The organism is Neptunomonas japonica DSM 18939 (assembly GCF_000422765.1).
GTDB classification, from domain to species: Bacteria; Pseudomonadota; Gammaproteobacteria; order Pseudomonadales; family Balneatricaceae; genus Neptunomonas; species Neptunomonas japonica.
This window is the reverse complement of sequence record NZ_AUGR01000006.1, coordinates 21,466-46,200: the sequence shown is the minus strand read 5'-3', so window position 1 is coordinate 46,200 and position 24,735 is coordinate 21,466. Positions and strand designations below refer to the sequence as shown.

The 24,735-nt window shown below is 44.0% G+C and carries 24 protein-coding genes; 7 read left to right on the top strand and 17 right to left on the bottom strand.

All coding sequences use genetic code 11. The annotated features are described in order from the left end of the window. The first annotated feature begins 75 nt into the window (after window positions 1–75). From G511_RS0105690 to G511_RS0105680, 3 genes are read left to right on the top strand one after another with little or no spacing between them, the layout of a single operon-like run. Window positions 76–639 (top strand): PilZ domain-containing protein, encoded by a 564-nt coding sequence (locus G511_RS0105690; RefSeq protein ID WP_028468779.1) that lies wholly within the window; start codon window positions 76–78, stop codon window positions 637–639. Between the two features lie 5 nt (window positions 640–644). Next, the gene (locus tag G511_RS21935) at window positions 645–1,517 is read left to right on the top strand and encodes a hypothetical protein (RefSeq protein ID WP_051221611.1); all 873 of its coding nucleotides are present in this window, start codon (window positions 645–647) and stop codon (window positions 1,515–1,517) included. Between the two features lie 6 nt (window positions 1,518–1,523). After that, window positions 1,524–1,811, top strand: coding sequence for a hypothetical protein (locus tag G511_RS0105680; protein ID WP_028468778.1), 288 nt, complete (start codon window positions 1,524–1,526; stop codon window positions 1,809–1,811). A gap of 27 nt (window positions 1,812–1,838) precedes the next feature. Here G511_RS0105680 and sthA read toward each other — a convergent pair whose 3' ends face one another. The 10 genes from sthA to G511_RS0105630 form a co-directional block, all read right to left on the bottom strand. After that, window positions 1,839–3,239, bottom strand: coding sequence for a Si-specific NAD(P)(+) transhydrogenase (gene sthA / locus G511_RS0105675; protein WP_028468777.1), 1,401 nt, complete (start codon window positions 3,237–3,239; stop codon window positions 1,839–1,841). Window positions 3,240–3,320: 81 nt separating this feature from the next. Then, window positions 3,321–3,569: a (Na+)-NQR maturation NqrM gene (nqrM, locus tag G511_RS0105670; protein WP_028468776.1), complete on the bottom strand. Its 249-nt coding sequence runs from the start codon at window positions 3,567–3,569 to the stop codon at window positions 3,321–3,323. A gap of 1 nt (window position 3,570) precedes the next feature. Further along, window positions 3,571–4,491, bottom strand: coding sequence for an FAD:protein FMN transferase (locus G511_RS0105665; protein ID WP_245573823.1), 921 nt, complete (start codon window positions 4,489–4,491; stop codon window positions 3,571–3,573). A gap of 126 nt (window positions 4,492–4,617) precedes the next feature. After that, on the bottom strand, window positions 4,618–5,847 hold the full coding sequence (gene nqrF, locus G511_RS0105660; RefSeq protein ID WP_028468774.1) for an NADH:ubiquinone reductase (Na(+)-transporting) subunit F: 1,230 nt from the start codon (window positions 5,845–5,847) through the stop codon (window positions 4,618–4,620). 40 nt (window positions 5,848–5,887) lie between these two features. Next, a complete protein-coding gene (nqrE, locus tag G511_RS0105655) occupies window positions 5,888–6,499 on the bottom strand; it encodes an NADH:ubiquinone reductase (Na(+)-transporting) subunit E (RefSeq protein ID WP_236591140.1) in 612 nt (203 codons plus the stop codon). Next, on the bottom strand, window positions 6,496–7,155 hold the full coding sequence (locus tag G511_RS0105650; protein WP_028468772.1) for an NADH:ubiquinone reductase (Na(+)-transporting) subunit D: 660 nt from the start codon (window positions 7,153–7,155) through the stop codon (window positions 6,496–6,498). The genes nqrE and G511_RS0105650 overlap by 4 nt, the downstream gene beginning before the upstream one ends. 3 nt (window positions 7,156–7,158) lie before the next feature. After that, complete coding sequence (locus G511_RS0105645) at window positions 7,159–7,938, bottom strand: Na(+)-translocating NADH-quinone reductase subunit C (protein WP_028468771.1); 780 nt, start codon at window positions 7,936–7,938, stop codon at window positions 7,159–7,161. Then, window positions 7,928–9,136 (bottom strand): NADH:ubiquinone reductase (Na(+)-transporting) subunit B, encoded by a 1,209-nt coding sequence (locus G511_RS0105640; RefSeq protein ID WP_028468770.1) that lies wholly within the window; start codon window positions 9,134–9,136, stop codon window positions 7,928–7,930. Before G511_RS0105640 ends, G511_RS0105645 begins: the two co-directional genes overlap by 11 nt. Before the next feature lie 12 nt (window positions 9,137–9,148). After that, complete coding sequence (locus G511_RS0105635; RefSeq protein ID WP_028468769.1) at window positions 9,149–10,492, bottom strand: Na(+)-translocating NADH-quinone reductase subunit A; 1,344 nt, start codon at window positions 10,490–10,492, stop codon at window positions 9,149–9,151. 320 nt (window positions 10,493–10,812) lie between these two features. After that, window positions 10,813–12,249: a glyceraldehyde-3-phosphate dehydrogenase gene (locus G511_RS0105630; RefSeq protein WP_028468768.1), complete on the bottom strand. Its 1,437-nt coding sequence runs from the start codon at window positions 12,247–12,249 to the stop codon at window positions 10,813–10,815. Between the two features lie 187 nt (window positions 12,250–12,436). Here G511_RS0105630 and mfd point away from each other — a divergent pair, with 187 nt between their 5' ends. Beyond that, the gene (mfd, locus tag G511_RS0105625; protein ID WP_028468767.1) at window positions 12,437–15,892 is read left to right on the top strand and encodes a transcription-repair coupling factor; all 3,456 of its coding nucleotides are present in this window, start codon (window positions 12,437–12,439) and stop codon (window positions 15,890–15,892) included. Continuing rightward, a complete protein-coding gene (locus G511_RS0105620; protein WP_028468766.1) occupies window positions 15,889–16,458 on the top strand; it encodes a CsiV family protein in 570 nt (189 codons plus the stop codon). The genes mfd and G511_RS0105620 overlap by 4 nt, the downstream gene beginning before the upstream one ends. A 69-nt stretch (window positions 16,459–16,527) precedes the next feature. Here the strand turns inward: G511_RS0105620 and G511_RS0105615 are convergent, their stop codons facing one another. From G511_RS0105615 to sohB, 5 genes are all read right to left on the bottom strand, one after another. Further along, entirely contained in the window at window positions 16,528–17,658 is a 1,131-nt protein-coding gene (locus tag G511_RS0105615; RefSeq protein ID WP_084629023.1) for a mechanosensitive ion channel family protein, read from the bottom strand. A 7-nt stretch (window positions 17,659–17,665) separates the two neighbouring features. After that, window positions 17,666–18,667: a beta-N-acetylhexosaminidase gene (gene nagZ / locus G511_RS21930; protein WP_156905155.1), complete on the bottom strand. Its 1,002-nt coding sequence runs from the start codon at window positions 18,665–18,667 to the stop codon at window positions 17,666–17,668. Window positions 18,668–18,669: 2 nt separating this feature from the next. After that, window positions 18,670–19,143, bottom strand: a complete 474-nt coding sequence (locus G511_RS0105605; protein WP_028468764.1) for a L,D-transpeptidase — start codon at window positions 19,141–19,143, stop codon at window positions 18,670–18,672. Between the two features lie 11 nt (window positions 19,144–19,154). Further along, complete coding sequence (locus G511_RS0105600; RefSeq protein WP_028468763.1) at window positions 19,155–19,814, bottom strand: TetR/AcrR family transcriptional regulator; 660 nt, start codon at window positions 19,812–19,814, stop codon at window positions 19,155–19,157. A 79-nt stretch (window positions 19,815–19,893) separates the two neighbouring features. Further along, on the bottom strand, window positions 19,894–20,964 hold the full coding sequence (sohB, locus tag G511_RS0105595) for a protease SohB (RefSeq protein ID WP_028468762.1): 1,071 nt from the start codon (window positions 20,962–20,964) through the stop codon (window positions 19,894–19,896). Between the two features lie 108 nt (window positions 20,965–21,072). On the opposite strand from sohB, the gene G511_RS0105590 reads away from it, so the two are divergent. After that, a complete protein-coding gene (locus G511_RS0105590) occupies window positions 21,073–21,402 on the top strand; it encodes an SCP2 sterol-binding domain-containing protein (RefSeq protein ID WP_156905154.1) in 330 nt (109 codons plus the stop codon). 1 nt (window position 21,403) lies between these two features. Here G511_RS0105590 and nudC read toward each other — a convergent pair whose 3' ends face one another. After that, on the bottom strand, window positions 21,404–22,189 hold the full coding sequence (nudC, locus tag G511_RS21925; RefSeq protein ID WP_084629022.1) for an NAD(+) diphosphatase: 786 nt from the start codon (window positions 22,187–22,189) through the stop codon (window positions 21,404–21,406). Window positions 22,190–22,405: 216 nt separating this feature from the next. On the opposite strand from nudC, the gene nhaB reads away from it, so the two are divergent. After that, on the top strand, window positions 22,406–23,911 hold the full coding sequence (nhaB, locus tag G511_RS0105580) for a sodium/proton antiporter NhaB (protein WP_028468760.1): 1,506 nt from the start codon (window positions 22,406–22,408) through the stop codon (window positions 23,909–23,911). A 97-nt stretch (window positions 23,912–24,008) separates the two neighbouring features. Here the strand turns inward: nhaB and dnaQ are convergent, their stop codons facing one another. Then, window positions 24,009–24,734, bottom strand: coding sequence for a DNA polymerase III subunit epsilon (gene dnaQ, locus G511_RS0105575; RefSeq protein ID WP_028468759.1), 726 nt, complete (start codon window positions 24,732–24,734; stop codon window positions 24,009–24,011). Window position 24,735: the final 1 nt, after the last annotated feature.

Sequence of the window (24,735 nt, the reverse complement as noted above, 5' to 3'; positions counted from 1 at the left end):
TGGGTTAGTAACTCTAACAATATTAAGAAAATCTCCGCTATACTCTAGCCACAAACACGTGAACAGGAGGTGACTGTGAGTCAGGAGCGAAGACAGTTTTATAGGGTCGAAAAAAATGTTGCACTAGAAGTTCAACGAGTGACCCCTGAAGAAGCAAACCATTCTAATAAACCGGCTCAATTTGAAGTATCTCCATATTTTGAACTGCTCTCCGATGTTCAAGAAATTGATAAGCAACAAACTGACCTGCTCATTCAATTAAGCAAGTCTCAACCCTTATTGGCTGAACTCTTCTCACTACAAGCCAAAAAGCTCGAGTTAATTACTCGCACACTCGCTAACAGCGGCTTAAAAATTGAACGTCTTACCAAGCAATCCGTAAATTTAAGCGAAGGCGGTATGCAGTTTGTTACCTCGGACAATATATATCATGTAGGGGACTTCATCGAGATAAAGCTTATTTTCTCGAATCCACTATTAGGAGTTTTATTGTACGCAAAGGTTCAACGCGTTATCACAGACGAAGATAATTTCCATATAGCTATCTCCTTTCATCGCATTCCTGAAAACTGCCGCATGCTTATCGCACAACGCGTTATTCAAACTCAAGCATTCCAACTCCCTGAGACCGATCAATAATTGGCATGGCAATTACTCCTGCGCTACTCACGAATATAGTCGATGCATTCGAGCAGCTGACGGAGTCTTTGCTTACTTTTGACAAACAACTCTCAAAATCACACCTGGCCATATCACTTCCTTCAAAAGAGCTCGACGCTTTTACACAACAACAAGCATTGGAGCAGGCCAGATATTACTATAGCAACATCTGGCATAGTGATGACACTGACGGGCGTAGAACGCAATCTTGCTACGGCTTAGTCGGCGCAAATAGAGAAACACTTGAAGCCGCTGCTAAATTAAACACTGTAAAAGACAAACTGCGCACATCTGTTGGTTTACTACAAAAATCTGAGCTAAACACAGCATCAGAACAATTACATCAACGCTCTAAAACACTAGCGATAACCCTAAACAATCAAGGACTAGGCCGCATACACTTAAAACAATGCTATCGACATATTCCATTATTAGACTCGACTCCTCACAACGTGAGGTTTAGTTGGTACAACAGCGGGCGAAGCATAAAAAAACTCAGTGCAGAAAACGCAATGCAAATGCTATTAAAACTAGATACATCGCAGCCACACGTTGTCAGACAAATAGAAAAGCTATCTCCCTTACACAAGAGTACAAAGATGGCCCAGATCCAAACTCAAGTACCCGTGGTACGCGCTAACATTGCATGGAAAACAGATGATAATAACTGGCGACGTCTTGCAAAAAATTGCCCGCTACCTATACTGACCCCTCTCTTAGATGAAGCCGAATTACCCGAACATAACTTGTTAACAAGCACAGCACCCACACTACGCAACCGAGCTCAACGATCAGACAGCCTCATCGACCCTGAACCTTTTTTACCAAGCTTACGCATCCATCTTTACAGGAAATAATCGATTATGAGCAGTAACACGCTCCACCATTTAGCGACCGGTTTAGGGTTTGCTTTTTTAATAAGCAGCTACTTATTAGGCCGCCACTTAGGATTTATTGACTGGGTGACACTGCAGATGCCAGAGGGTTATGAAGGGAGCGGCCTTATGCTAGCAATCGGCATTATGATGACGCCAGCATTCTTCATCTGGAGCCGCTTCAATCGTTTTGTAGAAAAAAAACTAGGTATTAAAGGCAGGTACTACGAAGACAGTTTTTATAATAACGATGTTCAAAAAAAAGACCGGGACTAGCCCGATCTTTTTCAATTAAGAAGCCTCTTACAAATTAGCAATACGATTTAACCCTGCTATGGCAGCCACACGGTAAGCCTCAGCCATTGTAGGATAATTAAATGTAGTATTAACAAAATACTCGATCGTATTAGCTTCACCTTCTTGGCGCATAATAGCCTGCCCGATATGCACAATCTCAGACGCCTGATCACCAAAACAATGAATACCAAGAATAGCCAGTGTTTCACGGTGAAATAGAATTTTCAGCATACCAACAGGCTGGCTTGAAATTTGCGCACGTGCAGTATCTTTAAAAAAGGCCTGTCCAACTTCATAAGGAACCCGCTCAGCCGTGAGCTCCTCTTCGGTTTTACCCAACGAACTGATTTCGGGAATGGTATAAATCCCTGTCGGCACTTCATCTATGTATCGAAAGCTATCCGCGCCAACTAGGTCGGCAGCAGCAGACCGACCTTGATCTAAGGCAGCAGAAGCCAAGCTTGGCCAGCCTATAACATCACCAACCGCGTAAATATTTTCCACGTCAGTTTTATAATGCTGATCTATAGTCAATTGCCCACGACTATTTGCCTTGAGGCCACTCGCCTCAAGGTTCATATTATCCGTATTCCCTGTTCGACCATTACACCAAAGAAAAGCGTCTGCACGAATACGCTTGCCTGATTTAAGGTTCAAAATAACACCGTGCTCATCGCCTATTACGCTTTCATACTCTTCGTTATGACGAATCTTAACGGCTGTATTACGCAAGTGATAACTCAGCGCATCAGAAATTTCGCCATCAAGAAATGACAGCAAACGATCCTGAGTATCGATTAGGTCAACCTTCACACCGAGGCCGCTGAAAATAGAGCAGTATTCGCTACCGATTACACCAGCACCATAAATAATTAATGTACGCGGCGTATGACTTAGCTTAAGGATAGTATCTGAGTTATAAATACGTGGGTGGGTAAAATCAATATCTGGTGGACAATACGGGCGTGAACCTGAAGCAATAACTACACTTTTGGTACGCAGCGTCTCATCACCTTTCGCCGTTTCTTTTACTATAATAGTGTTGCTGTTCTCAAACTCTGCTCTTCCGAAAAACACATCAACACGATTACGCGCATAAAAATTGGTTCGCAGCATAACCTGGTTAGACATCACTTTTTCGGCACGCTTGAGTACTTTTGAAAAAGAGAACCAGCGCGGCTCCCCAATATCTCTAAACATTGGGTTAGTATTAAACTCGATGATCTGCTTAACCGCGTGACGTAACGCTTTAGAAGGAATAGTCCCTTTATGTGTACAGTTACCACCAACAGAATCCTGCTCTTCAACAATCGCTACACGACGTCCGTGCTTAGCAGCATTCATTGCTGCCCCTTCGCCTGCCGGACCTGAACCAATCACGACAACGTCATAGTCATAAACAGCCATCAATATCCCCTTAGTTTATCTTTATTGTCAGTTACTTAGGACCACATAGTACAGAATAAGCCACAACTAGAAAGACAACAATCAGCTTTTAGACTTAACTTCATAAGCTAGATCTGCTGATTTAGCCAATTCAGCGATACGACGATTTTTTTCGTCTTCATCTTCACATATAGACTTGTCACCCGCACAAATATCACACGCAGTATCCATACCCAGGTTAGCCATACCTCCACATGAGCCCGCTATTGGTTTGCCTCCCATAATAACGCCAACCGACATAGCCAGAATGATTAACATCAAGCTTGCAAAAACAAAGACAAAAATATCCACATCAACCTCTCTTCACTAGGCGTTCATCAAAGCCTGGTGTCATTTTTTCAATAAAATCTTGATTAGATTTTACAATAAAGAAAGCATCTATATTATGCTTCACTGCAAATTCGTACGCACGTTCTCCTCCCATAACCATAAACGCCGTAGCCATTGCATCCGCTTCAGCGCAAGTAGGCATCAAAACAGTTACCGAAGCCAACTTATGTGTTATCGGCCTGCCTGTTTTTGGGTTTATCGTATGAGAGTAACGAATACCATCTTCTTCGAAATAATTTCTATAGTCGCCTGAAGTAGCAATTCCTGTATCACTGATACTGAGTATTTTTTGTACTTTTCTTTCACCATTAACAGGACTTTCAATCGCAATTTTCCAATCCTGATTACCTGGCTTATGCCCTTTTGCCCTTAACTCACCACCAATCTCAACAAGGTAGTCATGGATTTCATATTTCTCCATAATTCCAGCTAAGACATCAACACCGTAGCCTTTCGCTATCGCAGAAAGATCTACATATAAATCTGTTTTCTTCAGCGCTTTTTGAGCAGCACTGTTAATTACCAGCTTTTCGAACCCCGTCTGTTGCTGTAAGCGCACAACATCACTATCAGTCGGCGCCTTAATAACACGGCCATCAGGCCCAAAGCCCCACAGATTAACAAGAGGCCCTACTGTAACATCAAACGCGCCTACCGTTTTTCTACTAATACTTTGCGCAAGACTTAGTATAAAAAATAATGAATCACTAAGCTCTGCTTCACTCTCTGCAGGCAATTGATTAAGAATAGACAACTCGGAGTCTGCTATATATGTCGACATTGCTTGGTTAACGTCAGCTAACGCGCCTGTCACTTCCTCATGGATAGTCACCACACGAGCATTATCAACACCTACCCATTTTACGGTAAATGTAGTACCCATCGTCACCCCAGAAAAGGAAACGACCTCTGAATTCTGTTTATTTTCGCTACACCCTACTAAAAACAAAAAGGCCAGCAGCAATGCTGCCGGCCATTTAAGGGCACGATATAGTGCATCTATCAAGGCTTAACCACCAAAGTCATCAAGCAAGATATTTTCATGCTCTACACCTAAATCCAACAGCATTTGAACAACTGCGGCATTCATCATAGGTGGTCCACACATGTAGAACTCACAATCTTCAGGCGCTTCATGATCCTTAAGATAGTTTTCATACAACACGTTATGGATAAAGCCTGTCATGCCATCCCAGTTATCTTCTTCCTGAGGGTCTGACAGCGCCAAGTGCCACTCGAAGTTATCGTTATCAGCTTGAAGCTGATCGTATTCTTCATTATAGAAACACTCGCGCAGTGAACGCGCGCCATACCAAAACGACATCTTACGTGAAGATTTTAACCGTTTCAGCTGGTCGAAAATGTGCGAACGCATCGGCGCCATACCCGCACCACCACCGATGAAGACCATTTCATTGTCAGTATCTTTTGCAAAGAACTCACCAAACGGTCCGTACACAGTGATCTTATCACCCGGCTTAAGACTGAAAACATAAGAAGACATCAAACCTGGAGGCAGGTCATCTTTACCTGGAGGCGGAGAAGCTATACGAATATTGAATTTAACAATACCCACTTCTTCAGGATAGTTTGCCATAGAGTATGCTCGGATAACCGGTTCAGTCACCTTAGATACATACTTCCACTGGTTAAACTTATCCCAGTCGCCGCGGTACTCTTCTTCAATGTCGAAGTCTTTATAATGAACTTCATGAGCAGGCGCTTCCAATTGCACATAACCACCGGCGCGGAAATCTACGTTTTCCCCTTCAGGCAGGCGCAATGTTAGCTCTTTAATGAATGTAGCAACGTTCGGGTTTGACTCAACCGTACATTCCCACTTCTTAACACCAAAGATCTCTTCTTCCAACTCAATATTCATGTCTTGCTTTACAGCAACCTGACATGACAAGCGCCAGCCGTCTTTTGCTTCACGCATTGTAAAGTGCGACTCTTCAGTTGGCAGCATAGAACCACCACCATCAAGAACCTGACATTTACACTGTGCGCAAGTACCACCACCACCACAAGCCGATGGCACAAAAATACCAACGTTTGCAAGCGTCTGTAGAAGCTTGCCACCAGCAGGCACTGTGATCGCTTTTTCTGGATCATCATTGATGCTAATAGTCACATCACCAGAACTTACCAATTTTGAACGGGCTGCCAGAATTACCGCTACAAGTGCAAGCACCACAACGGTAAACATGACAACACCGAGAACGATTTCAGCATTCATAGGCTTAATCCATCCTTCTGTTGTTCACGTCTAAGCAAAATCACAGCTGCACACCAGAGAAAGACATGAAACCTAAAGACATCAAACCAACAGTAACGAAGGTAATGCCTAGACCACGTAGTCCCTCTGGAACATCGCTATACTTCAATTTTTCACGAATACCCGCTAACGCCGCAATTGCCAACGCCCAACCAACACCCGCACCCACACCGTAAACTACACTTTCACCAAAGTTATAGTCACGCTCTACCATGAAGAGAGCAGCACCCATAATGGCACAGTTTACAGTGATCAAAGGAAGGAACACTCCTAATGCGTTATATAGTACTGGAAAGAACTTATCCAATACCATTTCGAGGATCTGAACGATCGCAGCGATAACGCCAATATAAGAAATGTAACCCAAAAAGCTCAGATCTACTTCTGGATAACCCGCCCATGACAGCGCGCCTTCACGCAGCAAGCCGTTATAAAGCAAGTTATTGATAGGTGTAGTAATTGCAAGCACTACAATTACCGCAATACCTAAACCAATAGCAGTTTGCACTTTCTTTGAAATAGCCAAGAAAGTACACATCCCGAGAAAGAAGGACAACGCCATGTTTTCGACGAAAATAGCCCGAATAGCCAGACTGATATATTGCTCCATTATACAGCCCCCTTCTTAGAGTTGGGCGCCATAATAAACTCAGGAGCCTCTACCTGCTTTTTATCATAGGCACGTATAATCCAGATGAATCCGCCGATGATAAAGAAAGCACTTGGCGGCAACAACATCATACCATTGGCCTGATACCAACCACCATTAGTGACTAATGGAAGAATTTCGATTCCAAACAGGCTGCCTGATCCGAACAATTCACGGAAAAAAGCAACAAACATCAGTACGGCACCGTAACCTAGCCCGTTACCGATACCATCCATGAAAGAGATCCCAGGAGGATTTTTCATGGCAAAAGCTTCAGCACGACCCATTACGATACAGTTCGTGATAATCAAACCCACGAAAACTGATAACTGTTTAGAAACATCATAAGCAACGGCTTTCAAAATCTGATCAACAACAATTACCAACGATGCGATAATAACCATCTGACAGATAATACGAATACTGCTAGGTATATGATTACGAATCATAGACACAAACATATTTGAAAATGCTGTTACTGAAATTACTGCCAACGTCATTACAAACGCAGTATTCATGTTCGTTGTTACCGCCAGAGCGGAACACACACCAAGAATCTGCAATGCAATTGGATTGTTTTTGACGATAGGGCCCGTCAAAATATCTCTAGTTTCAGACATGATTTACACCCCCCCAGCTTTCAGGTTAGTAAGAAACGGCGCATAACCGTTTTCACCCATCCAGAACTTCACCATACGAGACACACCATCACTGGTAAGTGTCGCACCGGAAAGGCCATCGATCTGATGAGCTGCATTTGCAGCATCAGGATTCACCTTACCTTTAATCAAGCCTAACAATGGCTCCATAGCGCCATCAGCATAGACTTTCTTACCTGGCCACTGCGACTTCCAAAGAGGGTTATCTACTTCACCACCCAAACCAGGGGTTTCAGCATGAGAGTAAAAACCTAAACCAACAACTGTATTTAAGTCACCTTCCAATGCAAGGAACCCATAAAGCGTTGACCAAAGACCATAGCCATGAACTGGCAGAATGACCTTTTCAAGCTCACCTTCAGATTCAACCAAGTATACAGTCTGGTATTTCGCCTGGCGTTTGATTGATGCGATGTCATCCTTACGATCCAACTTACTCGATAAAGCAGGATCTTTAGAGGCTTTACGTGCATCAAATGTTGCAGCATCAACCGCATCAGTAAATTTGCCAGTTTCCAGATCAACTACTTTAGTAGTGATCTGTGAAAACAACTCATCAACAGACTTAGACGAATCCATTAGACCAGCAGCTGCCAGAATATTCGTTTTTCTGTCTAGTTCTTTGTTAGCAATTTGCTGAGGCTTCAGAAGTACTGCAGCTGCAGATACGATTACTGAACAGACCACACAAAGTAATACGGTGACGGTAATCGTTTTACTGATAGTATCGTTATTAGCCGACATTGCGTGCCATCCTCCGTTTAATGTTCGCCTGAATGACAAAGTTGTCAATCAATGGTGCGAACAAGTTACCGAACAGAATCGCTAGCATCATACCTTCAGGGAATGCAGGGTTAACTACACGAATTAACACCACCATGATGCCGATCAGCGCACCGAAGTATAGCTTACCGGTATTGGTCATTGACGCAGAAACCGGATCGGTCGCCATAAAGAACATACCGAATGCGAATCCACCTAACACAAAATGCCAGTAGAACGGCAGAGCGAACATCGGGTTAGTATCAGAACCAATAATATTTAGCAGCATAGTCATTCCGACCATACCTGCAAATACACCAGCAACAATACGCCATGCAGCCACTTTAGCTATCAGCAATACTGCACCACCAATCATAATGGCGATAGTTGATGTTTCACCTACAGAACCTTGAATTTGGCCCAAGAAAGCATCCATCCATGTCAGGTTTTGAGCAAGAATGGCATCAACACCACCCGCTGCAGCCAAACCTAGAGGTGTTGCTCCTGAGAAACCATCAACAGCAGTCCAGATAGCATCACCAGACATCTGCGCAGGATATGCGAAGAATAGGAATGCACGTCCAGTAAGTGCAGGGTTCAGGAAGTTTTTACCTGTTCCACCGAACACTTCTTTACCGATAACCACACCAAAGCTGATCCCTAGCGCCACTTGCCACAACGGAACAGTTGGAGGAAGAATCAATGCAAACAAGATTGAGGTTACGAAGAAACCTTCGTTAACTTCATGCCCGCGCTTCATTGCAAACAAAACTTCCCAGAAGCCGCCTACAAGAAAGACTGTTATATAAATAGGTAACCAATAAACAGCACCATGGATAATGTTATCCCACACACTGCTTGCATCGAATCCAGTCAAAGCACCAGCAATAGCACCACGCCAGCCTTCAGCTTCAGTCAGGCCCATGCCAGCCATTGCAGTATTCGCCTGGTAACCAACGTTATACATGCCCGCAAAAATTGCCGGAAAAGTACACATCCAGACCAAAATCATCATACGTTTAAGGTCGATACCATCCCGCACATGCGACGCTGTTTTGGTCACAGATGCCGGTGTATAAAAGATGGTATCTGCTGCTTCATACAACGCATACCAATTTTCGTACTTGCCGCCTTTATGGAAATGCGGCTCCATTTTATCAAGTATATTTCTGATACTCATACGCTGCCTCTCTTAGGCTTCTTTCTCTATGCGCGTCAGATTATCGCGAAGGATTGGTCCGTATTCGTACTTACCAGGGCAAGCAAAAGTACAAAGAGCCAGATCTTCTTCGTCGAGTTCTAGGCAACCTAACTGCATTGCAGTTACGATATCCCCAGTGACTAGCGCACGTAGCAATTGAGTTGGCAAAATATCCAGCGGCATCAGTTGTTCAAACTGTCCCACAGGAACCATTGCTCGTTCAGAACCATTTGTGGTGGTTGTAAAATCGAACTTTTTGCCAGACGAGAGGAACGATGTAAAGACGTTCAGAACAGAAAACTTATTGGAACCAGGCATAACCCATCCAAAGAATTCACGTTTGTTACCTTCGGTCAATACAGTTACCTGGTTTGCATATCGCCCCAGATATGCCAACGGCCCTTTAGCTGTCGCACCATTCCAAACTGAACCATTAATCAAACGGTTTTCGCCACTAGGCAACAAACCGACTGTTAACTCGTCTAACTTAGCGCCCACACGGGTTTTAAGAACAGCCGACTTATTAACATGCGGTCCAGCAACTGAAACAAAACGCTCAACAAATAGTCGACCATCAGTAAAGAGCTTGCCCATAGCAACAACGTCTTGATAACCGATAGTCCATACAGTTTTTGTACGAGACACGGGGTCAAGATGATGTATATGAGTACCAGCATTACCTGCAGGATGAGGACCGTCGAATTCTTCAACAGTAACACCATCAACACTCGGCACTTTTGTACCAGGTGCTTTGCACAGATAAACCGCTTTCTCAGACAGCTTAGTTAGCAGCTTCAATCCATTGGCAAAATCTTCAGCATATTCATTAATGAATAATGCAGGATCTGCAGCCAAAGGGTTGGTATCAATTGCAGTTACGAAAATAGAAGCAGGTATAGTTGAGACAGCAGGCACACGACTAAAAGGACGAGTACGCAAGGCCGTCCACAAACCAGAGGCTTGTAGGTTTTCAACCACCTGTTCACGTGTTACATCTGCTAATTTAGCAGCATCGTAACGTGCGAATTCTATTGCTTCTTCTTCAGCGTCCAGCTCAATAACAACCGATTGAAGAACCCGACGTTCTCCTCGGTTGATCTCAGTTACTACACCAGCACCTGGAGCAGTGACCTGAACACCTTCAGTTTTTTTATCGGAAAAGACCACTTGACCGAGTTTAACTCGATCACCCACCTTGACGGCCATTGTTGGTTTACAACCAATATAGTCTGGCCCAATCACGGCGACCGACCGAATTTCCGCGACAGCACTTTTTACAGCCTGTTCCGGAGAACCCGTTATCGGTAGATCTAGACCTTTATTGATCTTGATCATACACCTCACCCAATCACGATTAAATTTTTCGAGATCTAGTTTCCTTCGTGTCAGATACAGCGGATAGGCTTAGCTTTCACTAAATGCCCCACTTCTGATCTTCTTATTTAAGAAAACGAATAACCCCACCTAAAAACTTTCCAAGTATACCTGAGCGTCACACTCCATATCTACAAAGAGCCCTGGTTAAACCGCTGCTACCTTGGGCTTAGTTAGGCAAATCACCTAGACGCATTTTATATAAGCTTATTTCTTTTTGGAATATAAAATAAAAGATCAAAAAAAACCGCACTAAGCGGTTTTTTCCTGACAAATATCAACTATTTATTAGCTTTAGGGAAAGCAGGCAAAGTGACATCAGCCATTTTCTGAGCCATACGAATTACCTGGCAGCTATAGCCAAACTCATTGTCATACCATACATACAGCACACAACGGTTACCTGTTGCGATAGTCGCCAGTGCATCAACAATACCGGCCGCACGCGATCCAACAAAATCACTCGACACAGCTTCAGGAGAGTTGCTATAAGCAATTTGCTTCTGCAATGGAGAGTGCAATGATGCTTCACGAAGGTAGTCATTCAAACCTTCACGCTCAACTTCTTTTGATAAGTTTAGATTCAAAATTGCCATTGAAACATTTGGCGTTGGTACGCGAATAGCATTACCCGTTAGCTTGCCTTCCATAACAGGCAAAGCTTTAGAAACGGCTTTAGCTGCACCCGTTTCTGTAATAACCATATTCAGGCCAGCCGCACGACCGCGACGATCACCTTTATGGTAATTATCAATCAAGTTCTGGTCATTTGTGTAAGAGTGCACAGTTTCAACATGACCATTCTCAATACCATATACATCATTTACTGCTTTCAAAACAGGCGTGATGGCATTGGTAGTACAAGAAGCTGCAGACAAAACCAAATCTTCATCTTCGATATCGTGATGGTTAACACCCATCACAATATTTTTAACGCCTTTACCAGGAGCCGTCAGTAGTACGCGCGCGACACCTTTTGATTTAAGGTGCAAAGAAAGACCTTCTTTGTCACGCCACATACCCGTGTTATCAATGACGATAGCATTGTTAATACCGTACTCTGTGTAATCGATCTGGTCTGGAGCGTTAGCGAAGATAACTTTAATCTCATTACCATTGGCAATCAGTGTGTTATTTTCAGCATCAATCTGGATCGTACCTTTAAACGAGCCATGTACAGAATCACGACGTAGCAAGCTAGCACGCTTTTCTAGATCATTATCAGCTTTACCTTTACGCACAACAATCGCACGCAAACGTAGAGACTGGCCTCCACCAGTACGCTCGATTAGCAAACGCGCTAACAAACGACCGATACGACCAAAACCGTAAAGTACAACATCAGTACCTTGTCGATCTTCTACACCGATAACTGAAGATAACTGCTCTTCAAGAAACTCTTTCATGGTACGGCCATTTCCACTTTCACGGAACTGCGCAGCCATTTTGCCGACATCAATATGAGCACCGCTCACATCCAAAGACTCAAGTGCTTCCAGCACTGGATATGTTTCTAGTACTGTCAGCTCTTGAGCTTCCATCTGACGCACATAACGATGCGCTTTAAGCACATCAATTACAGAACGTTTAACAATCAGACGACCATAAACAGAAGTTTCGACATTACGATCACGGTACAAACGACCGATCAAAGGAATCATTGCTTCTGCTGTCGCTTCGCGTTCTTTCCATTCAGCGAATACTTGATCTTGGCTCACAGGCTTCTCCAACTTTACATCAACGCACGTTAAAAATTTGCGAAACATTATCCCCTTTTATAGGCCCGCGGGCAAACACTCTCATCCTAGTACTTTAGCCGGATGATTTTTCAAGCACTTATATCTCTTCCTTGAGCCAATCTGTAATATAGGGCGCTTCTAAATATTCTGAACCAGGAGAGGTTTCGTGACAAATTTGATATTTCCGATACCGACAAAACCAGGTGATATCAAATGGGTGGGGCAAGCACACCAAAGTGCCGCTGGGTTATTAATAGCCCAAGCAGCGCTAAAGCATCAACAGCTAACCTTGGTCATCACACGCAACAGCGATACAGCAAGCCTACTTGAGAATGAAATTCATTTTTACTCGGCAGCTCAAAACTTAGAGATCCTTCCTTTTCCTGATTGGGAAACCCTGCCCTACGATACGTTTTCACCTCATCAGGACATTACCTCAACACGCGTAAGCACATTAAAGCAGCTGTCTCAACTCAAACATGGTGTTGTTATCGTGCCTATCAGCACGCTTATGCACCGAATTGCGCCCTCTACCTTTTTACAGGCACATTCACTACTGCTACAAACAGGCCAATCTCTTAACATTGATAACTTAAGACAGCAACTTAGCAATGCAGGCTATCGCGCTGTCGATACCGTGAACGAGCATGGAGAATACGCCGTTAGAGGCTCCATCATTGACCTTTTCCCTATGGGTGCAGAAACGCCTTTTAGAATTGATCTTTTTGATGATGAAATTGACACACTGCGCACCTTTGATCCTGAATCACAGCGATCTATCGACAAAATTGAGCAGATTCGTCTATTACCGGCGCGCGAAGTACCGCTAACAGAAGAGGCCATTTCTCGCTTTAAACAGAACTGGCGCAGCACCTTCGATGTTGACCAACGCCGCTGCCCAACCTACCAAGATGTCAGCAACGGCTTTGCACCACCAGGAATCGAGTACTACCTACCATTTTTCTTTGACGAGACAGCAACACTCTTTGACTACCTACCCAAAGAGACTTTGATAATATCCGACGGCTCCCTTGATAGACCTTGCCAGCAATTCTGGAACGATGTTAACGGCCGATATGAAGAGCGCCGCCATGATATCGAACGCCCCATTTTGCCACCTAGCGCAATATTCACCCCTAAAGACGAGTTCTTCGGCGCCCTCAAGCAATTCCGTCGCATTCAATTTAGCGCAGACCCTGTAGCAGATGACACCGCCGGCAGATTCAATTTGCCATATCAAGAAACATCCGAGCTAACAATAAATGCTCAGTCATCCTCACCACTATCGCTGCTGAAGAGTTTTTTAGAAGAACGTCCCAATCACAAGATTTTATTTTGCGCTGAATCTCCTGGCCGACGCGAAGCGCTTCAAGAGTTACTGACTAAAGCCAATATTAAGCCAACTGTGATTGATAGCTGGCAATCGTTTATTGATAGCGATCTCAGCTGCGCATTGACGGTATACCCTATCAATCGAGGGCTAAGTACTGACGACGATATTCATGTTGTATCAGAATCACAACTCTTTGGACGACAAGTATTCCAACGCAGAAGACGCGCCAAAGACAAAGGCCAAACAGACCTCGTCGTTCGTAACCTCGCAGAGCTCGCGCCTAACGCACCCGTCGTACATATAGACCACGGAATTGGGCGCTATCTTGGTCTTGAAACCATCGATCTTGACGGGCAGACCAATGAGTTTGTAGCGCTGTCTTATGCCAATAACGCAAAACTTTATGTACCGGTAGCTTCTCTACACTTAATTAGCCGATATAGCGGTAGCAGCGACGAGCTTGCCCCGCTACACCGCCTTGGTACGGAGCAATGGAGCAAAGCACGCCAAAAAGCAGCAGAAAAAGTGCGCGACACTGCAGCCGAGCTACTAGATATTTACGCACGACGCGCTGCTCGCAAAGGCTTTGCCTTTAGCGACCCAGATGAAGACTATCAACTGTTTGTTTCTGGCTTTCCATTCGAAGAAACACCCGACCAAGAAACAGCCATTCAGTCCGTTATTCGCGACATGATATCCCCCCAACCAATGGACCGACTGGTATGCGGTGACGTAGGCTTTGGTAAAACAGAAGTTGCCATGCGCGCTGCTTTTATCGCAGCAAACTCAGGAAGACAGATAGCCATTCTTGTACCTACCACCCTGCTAGCCCAGCAGCACTTTGAGAACTTCAGAGACCGCTTTGCAGACTGGCCAGTTACGGTTGAACTTATTTCACGCTTTAGAAGCGCTAAGCAACAAACAGAGGCGATAGAAAAGCTTAAAACAGGCCAAATCGATATCATCATCGGCACACACAAGCTATTACAAGGCGATATCACATTTAAGAACTTAGGCTTGGTAATCATTGATGAGGAACACCGCTTTGGCGTACAACAAAAAGAGCGCCTCAAGTCACTACGCTCAGAAGTTGACATCCTCACCATGACAGCGACGCCCATTCCTCGCACGCTCAACATGGCCATGTCAGGCATGCGCGACCTGTCCATTATTGCTACGCCACCAGCACGAAGACTCGCTGTTAAAACATTTGTACGCGAATCAGACGGGCCGCTCGTTAAAGAAGCGGTTTTACGTGAACTCTTGCGTGGAGGACAAGTTTACTATCTTCACAATGAAGTCAAAACCATTGAAAAAACCGCACAAGAATTAGCAGAACTAGTCCCAGAAGCACGCATAGGCATAGGCCACGGCCAGATGCGTGAACGAGAACTGGAACAGGTCATGACTGACTTCTATCATAAGCGTCATAACATTTTGCTGTGCACCACTATTATTGAAACAGGTATCGATATCCCTAACGCCAACACCATTATTATTGACCGTGCCGACAAGTTTGGTCTGGCCCAACTACACCAACTACGAGGCCGCGTTGGCCGTTCTCACCACCAGGCTTACGCCTATATGCTGACACCTCCCGAAAAAAACGTTAGCAAAGATGCCACCAAGCGACTTGAAGCAATAGCCTTAGCTGACGACCTAGGCGCAGGCTTTACCCTCGCCACTCATGACCTTGAAATACGTGGCGCAGGCGAGCTATTAGGCGACGATCAAAGCGGTCAAATCCAAGGCATTGGCTTTACTCTCTATATGGAAATGCTTGAAGAGGCTATCCAATCCATTAAGGACGGCAAAACACCTAACATGGACAGACCTCTTCATCACGGAGCGGAAATCAACTTACATATTCCTACACTGATAAAAGATGACTATCTACCCGATGTACATAGCCGCTTAATCATGTATAAACGTATTTCCAGCGCAAAAGACGATACCGAACTGAAAGAACTTCAGATTGAAATGATTGACCGTTTTGGCTTATTACCTGAAACGACTAAGAACCTGTTCAGGCTGACATCGCTAAAATTACAGGCAGAACAACTCGGCATCATAAAATTGGATGCAGGCAGCCAAAGTGGTCGCCTTGAATTCGATCAAGCTACCAAGGTAGACCCTTTTACGCTTGTGACATTAGTGCAAAAACAACAAAATAAATACAAACTTGAAGGCGCTAGCCATCTCCGCTTTTCTTTAGAGATGGAAGAGACTGAACAACGCTTCAATGCTGTCGAAAACCTGCTAAAAGAACTGGGTAAGGTACACAAATGAAAAAACTGATCTCTTTATGTTTCGTTTTTCTGTCGCTGACTTTACAGCACAACGCTCAAGCAGCAACAGTTTACGGAATAGAAGTTCTCATCTTTAGCCGTGACAATGCCTCTGCCTATAGCGAATACTGGCCAACTCCCGATAAACCGCCTGCATCAGGCATTAGCCTATCTAGCGGCGGATACAACGAGCGCTCAGCTCGTAGCTTCATGCTAAAAAGCACCGATAAGAGAATTCGTAATACCAGCGGCCTACGCGTCATTTACCATAAAGCGTGGACTCAATCCGTAAGAAAAGGCAGAAGCTCTAAGCCCGTTTCCATTCGTGCAGGAAGTGTAATGGATGATGGCTATCACGAACTTGAAGGCGCTATAACAGTAGATCGTGGACACTATCTACATTTCAAACCAGATCTACAACTGCGCCGCACCGTTACACTTGAGGACGGATTTCAGAAAACGATTGCAGCAGTACTAGATGAGCCGCGCCGCATGAAATCCAAAGAAGCACATTATATAGATCATCCGCTATTTGGCATTCTTGTTTACGCAACTCCGCTAAACTAAACACCTACCCCAAAGCACCAAAGCTCACCGTAAATCTTACGGTGAGCTCACGCCCTATATGCAACAGACCTATTTAAGCGTCTCTATGGGAAGCTGAAACTCACCTTCAGGTATAAGATGAACCGTACTGGTAGGAAAGGCCGCTTCAGCCCCATGTTTCTCAACGATATCCATAATCTTTAGCAACACATCTTCTTTTACTTGATGAAAACGCACCCAGTTAGTTGTTTTAGTGAAGGTATAAACAAAGAAGTCGAGAGAGGACGGGGCAAACTTATTCAAATTGACGATCAGTGTCTGCGACTGATCAAGATCAGGATGCTGGCGTAACATTTCACGTACTTCAACAACCACCCCTTTCACTGCCTTAAGATCACAATAGCGCACCCCAATTGTTTCATAGATTCTGCGATGCGTCATACGAGAAGGATTTTCAACAGAGATGCTGGCAAACGTGGCATTAGGCACATACAAAGGACGCTTATCAAATGTTCTTATACGCGTTAAACGCCATCCGATATCCTCAACAGTTCCTTCAATATTTTGATCGGGAGAGCGGACCCAATCACCTACTTTAAACGGCCTATCCATATAGATCATCAGGCCACCAAAAAAGTTAGCTAACAAGTCTTTTGCAGCAAAACCAACCGCTAAGCCGCCAATCCCACCAAATGCCAGAACACCAGAAATGCTATACCCAAAGCTTTGCAACACAACCAATGAGACCGTTATTATCAGCGATAAGCGCAGCAACTTACCCATTGCGCTTATCGTAGTTGCATCCAGTGTCGTATCAATTCCAGCAGGGTCAATTAAAGCTTTTTCAGCCGCGCGAACAAAGCGTATAAGAAACCAACCCAACAAAACAATAACAGCTACTTTACGCAAAGGCTCAATTACGTCTAGCAATACCGTCCCTGTTTTTGCATCGATAACATCAAAAGCCCAACTACCGCCTAACACCCACACCATCATTACAGCAGGACGTCTTGCAGAGTCAAGCAAGATATCATCCCAAGTATTTTTGGTGCGTTTCAGCTGATCAGCCATTCGATCAAACACCTTGCGCGCAACAAAGGCTCCCACAAGCGTCACTAGAACGATGATAAACACACTTAAAATCCAGCCATTCTCCTGACCTAATGATAAATACTGAACCAACCAGGCATTAAACCCATTGATCGTTTCTTTTACATCCATGCCTAAACTATGCCTCTAATCGTAATATTAAATCTTGTACACGCTCAAAGCGCTGCTCATCAAAAGTGTACTTTTTATGCTTCATGATATTTATAGAGACTGTAGAAGGCCCTTGATAACTTTCAAGATAGGTAAGCACCTGCTCAGCACCTTCTGGGTTATTACACACAAGCGCCATATCACACCCCGCATCAAGCGCCGCTTGCGTCCTTTCGACAAACCCGCCAACAGCAGAAGCCCCTTCCATGCTCAGATCATCACTGAAGATCACCCCAGTAAAGCCCAACTTTTCACGTAATATTGCCTTAAGCCAGAAGTCTGAAAAACCTGCAGTTTTGTTATCCATCTGCTGGTAAATAATATGCGCAGGCATGATAGCGTCTAAGCCCTGATCAATTAGTGTTTTAAAAGGCTTAATATCATCTGCACACAACACCTCAAAACCGCGCTCATCACAGGGGGTGTCAAGATGAGAATCCGCAGCAACCCAACCATGTCCAGGAAAATGCTTCCCTGTTGCTGCCATACCAGCATCATGCATTCCTGCCATAAAACTACTCGCAAGTGAAATAACTTGTGGAGCGTTTTGACCAAACGCTCGATCGCCTATAATTTCACTGCGAGACCAATCAATATCAAGCACCGGAGCAAAACTTATATCTATATCATGGTTAATGAGCTCAGCCGCCATAAGCCAACCAATATCTTCTGCAACCTGTTGTGCTTTCTCAGGATCCGTTACCCACAATTGAGCAAGCATACGCATGGGAGGAATTCTTACAAACTCATGGCGAAAACGTTGCACCCGCCCCCCCTCATGATCCACCGCCAACAAAATGCCCGGATTTTGTTCTCGTATATCTGCAACCAAATCACTTAGCTGTGACTTACACTGATAATTGCGACCAAAAAGTATTAACCCTCCCGCTTCTGGATGACTAATCATATCCCGCTCAGACTGTACTAATGACAACCCTTGCACATCCAGCATCAAACGCCCAGAAGACATTACTACTCCTCAATCAATAATTCAGTTCCAACTGGAACCAGGTCAAATAACTCAATCACATCTAGATTACGCATACGAATACAACCATGTGACAGCGCAACACCCATAGGCTCAGTATCAGGAGTGCCGTGAATATAGATATAGCGTTGCATGCTATCGACTGAACCTAAGCGATTACGGTTAGGCTCTTTTCCGCTGAGCCACAAAATCCGCGTCAGTATCCAGTCTCTTTTGGGGTTCAATTTGGCCAAATCAGGCGTATAGATCTCGCCGGTAAAACGGCGACCAACAAAGACCGAATTAAGAGGAGAATTCTCGCCAATTTTGGCACGTATGATGTGCAGACCTCTGGGCGTACAGCCTGAGCCAGATTTTTCACCGACACCATTAAAAGCAGTCGATACATGAAATTGCCGACTACCTTCTGGTAAGTGTACGGTTAAAACCTGTTGTTTAATATTTAACTGCAAGTGCATGAGAGGTTTAATCAGAGTCGGCAGAAGAAAGTTTTATCCGAGCGGGCTTGCAACCCTGCCGTTAAAACAGGAATCATTCTATGTAGAACCTTTTCTATCTCAACTTCTTTATCAAATTCACTTTTTTCGATAGCAATCAGCGTGTGGAAATTCGATAAAGTAAAAACCATAGAGCCCATAAGAAAATGCAGGCGCCAGAAAAACTCATCATCTTCCATAGGAGATGAATCGTTACGCAAAAGCTCTAAGAAACGCTCAAGCTTCACATGGTGTTGCAAGAACATGTATTCACGCAGCACTGACTGGCTTTTCATATAGGAGAGATCAAGTAGACGCATGAACATAGATAAAGCATGCGTATTATCATGCCTCACTTCTAACAATGCTCGCATCACCATTTCCATCAACTCGTCCGAGGTAACAGTAACACCAGACTGACTTGATAAACGCTCAGTAACAGCGTCATCAATATAATCACAAAAAGGCGTTAAGTATTTCTCAGAAACAGCTTGAATAAGTCCCTGCTTAGAACCAAAGTGATAGTTCACTGCTGCCAAATTCACATCAGCAGCCGCAGTAATCTGACGCATTGTTGTTTCTGAGAACCCCTGTTCAGAAAATAAAGCTTCAGCAGCTTTTAGTATTTGGTTTGCCGTTTTAGACCGCTGCAAGCTCCGCCTCCTTTCAAGTCTTGTTTAAAACATCTATATAAAAAATATAGCTCATAAATGAGCTATAGAAAAATTTTATTTATCGTGTCATAAAACGGCTATTCGAGACGCGTGTCCAAATTTTAGACACGATACCCTCAGAGGTTTGAATGGCCATCTCACTTAAACGCTCTTGAAGCGTTTTTTTCATCTCGTAACGTACTCTAAATACATCGGCATCATTACACGCCGTCATCAGATAATCATCTGATGTAGAAAGCTCATCAACCAGCTCTTCAGCTAAAGCACGCTTGCCAAACCATACTTCACCGGTCGCTACTTTCTCAATATTTAATTGCGGGCGATATTCAGAAACAAACTCCTTGAAAAGAGCATGTGTATCTTCAAGCTCCTCAACAAATTTCTGCTTACCTTTTTCGGTATTTTCACCAAACATTGTGACGGTACGCTTATACTCACCAGCGGTGAACATCTCGTAATCAACATCATGCTTTTTTAATACGCGGTTAAAATTTGGAACCTGCGCAATAACACCGATAGAACCCACCAATGCAAACGGTGCAGCAATCAGGCGGTCGGCCAAGCATGCCATAAGATAACCACCACTGGCGGCTACCTGATCAACACAGACAGTTAGTGGTATCCCACTGGCTTTAATACGCGCCAACTGAGAAGCTGCCAGGCCATAGGTATGCACCATACCACCAGCGCTTTCCAAACGAATTACAACCTCATCACAAGGACGAGCAAAAGTTAGCACTGCAGAAATTTCTTCTCTTAGCAGTTCAACTTCGCTGGCTTTAATGTCCCCATCAAAATCAAGCACATAAATACGTTTTTTATCTTCAGGCTCTTTAGACGGGGCGGTTTTTGCTTCTTTCTTGCGCTGCTTACTTTCAAGCTTATCTTGCTTTTTCTGCTGTTTAAGCAGCTGCTTATAGGCATCTTTATCCAATACAGCGGCTTCAACTGTATCTTTCATGTCTTCGTAGAGATCATTTATAGAGGTAACATCAACCTCGCCATCACCGTCATCCCGACGATTGCGTGCACTTACCATTATGATGCCGGCTACTAACAGTAGCACAACCACTAATCCGGTGAATGCTTTCGCAGCAAACAGGCCGTATTCAAAGAAAAATTCAGACAACAGGTTTCTCCAGAAAAAGAGTTATCAGTATTAAGTGCGGTAATGTAACATAAAAGCGAATTAACGAATCAACTGTACGCTACTTTTCCTGACAGGAATGTATTTATAATGAGTTCAGATATTACCGTAACTCGCGTTATTGAAAAACTACCCTCACGCTTCCAAGCAGACGCTGCTGGTAGCCTTGATGCCATCTTTCAGTTTTTACTAGAAGATGACGACGATTTTTATATTTCGATTAAAGAACAAACCTGCACAACCCAACAAGGTGAACATCAAGACCCATCCATTACATTACTTATGGATGCCGATACCTTTATTAAAGTCGTTACCGGAGAGCAAGACGGCATGAGCGCCTTCCTTAAAGGCCAACTCCGCGCTGAAGGTAATGTCATGCTCGCGACAAAGCTAGGAAAACTCTTTAAAAACAAGCCATAAATCAGACGCCACCTTTAAGGAAGCGTTCAATTAATGTCGATGAAATCGCAAATGAGGGTGGCAAATTAGGCATCTCATCACGGTGATACCAATTAGCCTCCTCAATCTCTACACCATCAGGTATTAATTCTCCTCCAGCATAATCCGCGAAAAAACCTAACATCAGAGAATGAGGGAAAGGCCAAGACTGGCTTTCAACATAGCGCACATTCTTAACATCTACGCCCACTTCTTCTTTGATTTCTCGATGCACCGCCGACTCTGCAGTCTCACCAGCCTCAATGAAACCCGCTAACGTACTAAAAACACCCGGCTTAAAACGAGGCGAACGCGCCAAAATACAGCGTTCACCATCAACAACCAACACAATGATACAAGGTGATATACGCGGATACTGCACCAAAGAACAGCTTTCACAGTGCTTTGCTAAGTCCACGGCATGATGCTTCATTTGATGCCCGCAGCGGCCACAAAAACGATGTTCATTATGCCAAACAACGAGCTGCGCAGCTCGGGATAACGTTACATATTCTTGTTCATTCTGAGAGACAGACAACAACCCTCTAAGATTGGCTTTTTCCAAGGAAATAGAGGAGCCACGTTTCAGAATCACTAAATTGATGCGCGAACCTCTCATCTCTCCCACTGGGTAGACCGCCTCAACATCTTCTTTAGCAAAATCATCCAAAGTGGCATGCAGATAACCACCCGTTTTATGTAAATACATGGCCCCTGATGAGCCAACAATATAACACTCCTCCACTGCCGCTCCTTGCTCTTTTATCATTGATTTTCTTATGAAAATTGGGGGATGTACTTATCTAAATGTTTATCAAGTACCAACCCTCGCCTGATCTATGTCACAAACAAACTATAATACGGAATTAATTAGCCACTATTGACGTATAACTATTCAGGTTTTATCAATCTACTGCTAGTCTACACCAACATTTGAATATCCGTTTGTAGTAAACGACCTGTTTAACAATTAGGGCAATAATAAATGACCATCACTTTTCCTCAGGCGCTAATGCGTAATTTCCTAGGAAATTCTCCCGTCTGGTACAAGCAGGCCATTATTGGCTTTCTGATTTTAAACCCCATCTTATTGATGGTTGCAGGCCCCGTTGTTACCGGCTGGACCCTTATATTTGAATTTATTTTTACACTAGCACTAGCGCTCAAGTGCTACCCGCTGCAACCTGGCGGACTTCTTGCCATAGAGGCCATCGTTATTGGATTGGCTTCTCCAGAATCGGTTTATCATGAAGTAAGCGGCAACCTTGAAGTTATCTTACTGCTAATGTTTATGGTGGCGGGTATCTACTTCATGAAAACCATGCTGCTATGGATTTTCACCATTATTCTTTTAAAGGTAAAATCCAAAGCAATGCTGTCATTGCTGTTTTCTTTATCTGCTGCGTTATTATCAGCTTTTCTTGATGCACTGACGGTAACAGCAGTACTTATTAGCGTAGGTGTCGGTTTTTACTCCGTTTATCACAAGGTTGCATCTGGTAAGCATTATGACCACGATCATGATCATGCTGACGATGAGTCGGTTGAAGAGACAAGCCGGAATGACTTAGAAGATTTTCGTGCTTTTTTAAGAAGCTTATTGATGCATGGCGCAGTAGGTACAGCTCTAGGTGGTGTTTGTACTCTAGTAGGTGAGCCCCAAAACCTATTAATTGCTCAAAAAGCAGGCTGGGACTTTATTCAGTTCTTCGTATTAATGGCCCCTATCACTATGCCTGTTCTCGTAGCAGGACTGCTTACTTGCTTCATCCTAGAAAAGACTCGCATCTTTGGGTATGGCGTAGAGATTCCTTCTAGAGTTCGTCACATTCTTGAGGACTTTGCCGCAGAAGAAGAGAAGAAACGTACTCTTCGCCACAAAGCTGAACTCGCTGTTCAAGTGCTAGTATCTATCTTCCTAGTACTCGCATTAGCGTTTCACCTTGCTGCAGTAGGCTTGATCGGCTTGACGATCATCGTACTACTCACCGCCTTTAATGGCATTACAGAAGAACATCAAATTGGTAAAGCTTTCGAAGAAGCACTGCCCTTCACTGCTCTTTTGGTTGTTTTCTTTGCTGTTGTATCAGTTATACATGATCAGCACCTATTTCAACCCATCATTCATGCAGTGCTTGCGATGGACTTGAAAGACCAACCCGGTTTCTTCTTTATAGCCAACGGCCTGCTTTCTGCTATCAGTGATAACGTCTTTGTAGCCACGGTGTACATCAACGAAGTTGCTGCAGCACTTGAAGCGGGTGAAATCACGCGCAGTCACTTCGACGCTCTCGCCATTGCTATCAATACAGGAACTAACATCCCAAGTGTTGCTACACCAAACGGCCAGGCTGCTTTCCTCTTCTTGCTAACATCAGCACTAGCACCACTCATTCGCCTCTCGTATGGACGCATGGTTGTTATGGCATTTCCTTACACTGTTGTGATGAGTATTGTCGGCTATATCGCTGTTACCGTAGCACTAGGATAGTTATTTTTACGAAGGCAGCGTTCCTCACTAAGGAAATTATCATCATAAAAAAACGGGCTAGATAGCCCGTTTTTATTTACTGTATTTTCAAACTAGATTAACTATTCAATTCAGCGACAGGTTTACGCCACACGCATTCACCACCTGCACTTTTATCAAGCCTATCTAGAAACGCTTCATGCTCGACAAGCTCATCACTTGTTGCAGCTAAAACAGCCAAACCTAATGATTCCGCTCCCATACGCTTAATAGCAATTTCGTCACCTTCTTGTCCCTGATCACCATCATCACTTAACAGTAATGACGTTTGACCACCCGTTAGCGCCAGGTAAACATCAGCAAGTATCTCTGAGTCCAATAAAGCGCCATGTAGATCACGGTGCGAGTTATCGATACCATATCGCTTGCATAGTGCATCCAGGTTATTCTTTTGCCCTGGGTGCTTTTGCCGCGCCAAGCGTAAAGAATCAGTAATAGTACAAATATCAGCTATGCGGACATCGTAACCATTACGACCTAACTCAGCATCTAGGAAACCTATATCAAAAGTTGCGTTATGGATGATTAGTTCAGCACCACGAATGTAGTCCAAAAACGCATCAGCTATTTCGTTAAAACGTGGCTTATCAGACAAAAATTCATGTGTAATACCATGAACAGCCATCGCCTCTTTATCAATTTCATGAACAGGTTTTGTATACTGGTGGTAATGATTACCTGTTAACTTTCTTCGCTGCATCTCAACACAGCCGATTTCGATAATATTGTGCCCTTCGGACCACTCTAGGCCGGTTGTTTCTGTATCGAGGATAATCTGACGCATT